At 33.8% G+C, this 473-nt stretch carries 1 protein-coding gene; it reads left to right on the top strand.

Features of this window, described 5'->3' with window-relative positions; translation table 11 throughout:
• Positions 1–47 precede the first annotated feature (47 nt).
• The coding region (locus DDE80_RS14710; protein ID WP_153060940.1) for an RNA-guided endonuclease InsQ/TnpB family protein at positions 48–473 on the top strand (426 nt) is incomplete at its 3' end.

The raw sequence follows: 473 nt of genomic DNA, 5'->3' as shown, positions 1-473 counted from the left end.
CAATCAATATACACGATATTATTCAGTACAAAGCGAGGTGAATTGATATGACTAAACAAAACAAAGCTTTCAAATTCCGTTTACTACCAAACAGAGAACAGGCAGTATTATTAGCCAAAACATTTGGCTGTGTTCGTCTTGTCTACAATAAGATGCTTGCGGAAAGACAAGCGACTTATGCAAAATACAAAGACGACAAGGAAATGCTTAAAAAGCAAAAGTTCCCGACACCAGCTAAATATAAAGACGAATTTCCATTTCTAAAAGAAGTAGATTCTTTAGCTTTGGCAAATGCACAAATGAACTTACAAAAGGCTTATAAGAATTTTTTTGAAGGCAATGCGGAATTTCCAAAGTTCAAAAACCGTAAGTCAAAACAGTCTTATACAACCAATCGAGTGAACGGAAATATCGAATTGCAAGATGGTCATATCAAATTACCTAAACTGAAATTAGTAAAAATCAAGCAACAT

It is taken from the genome of Metalysinibacillus jejuensis (assembly GCF_003057615.1).
Lineage (GTDB): Bacteria > Bacillota > Bacilli > Bacillales_A > Planococcaceae > Metalysinibacillus > Metalysinibacillus jejuensis.
The sequence above is the reverse complement of the archived record's forward strand: the minus strand, read 5'-3'. Positions and strand labels throughout refer to the sequence as shown.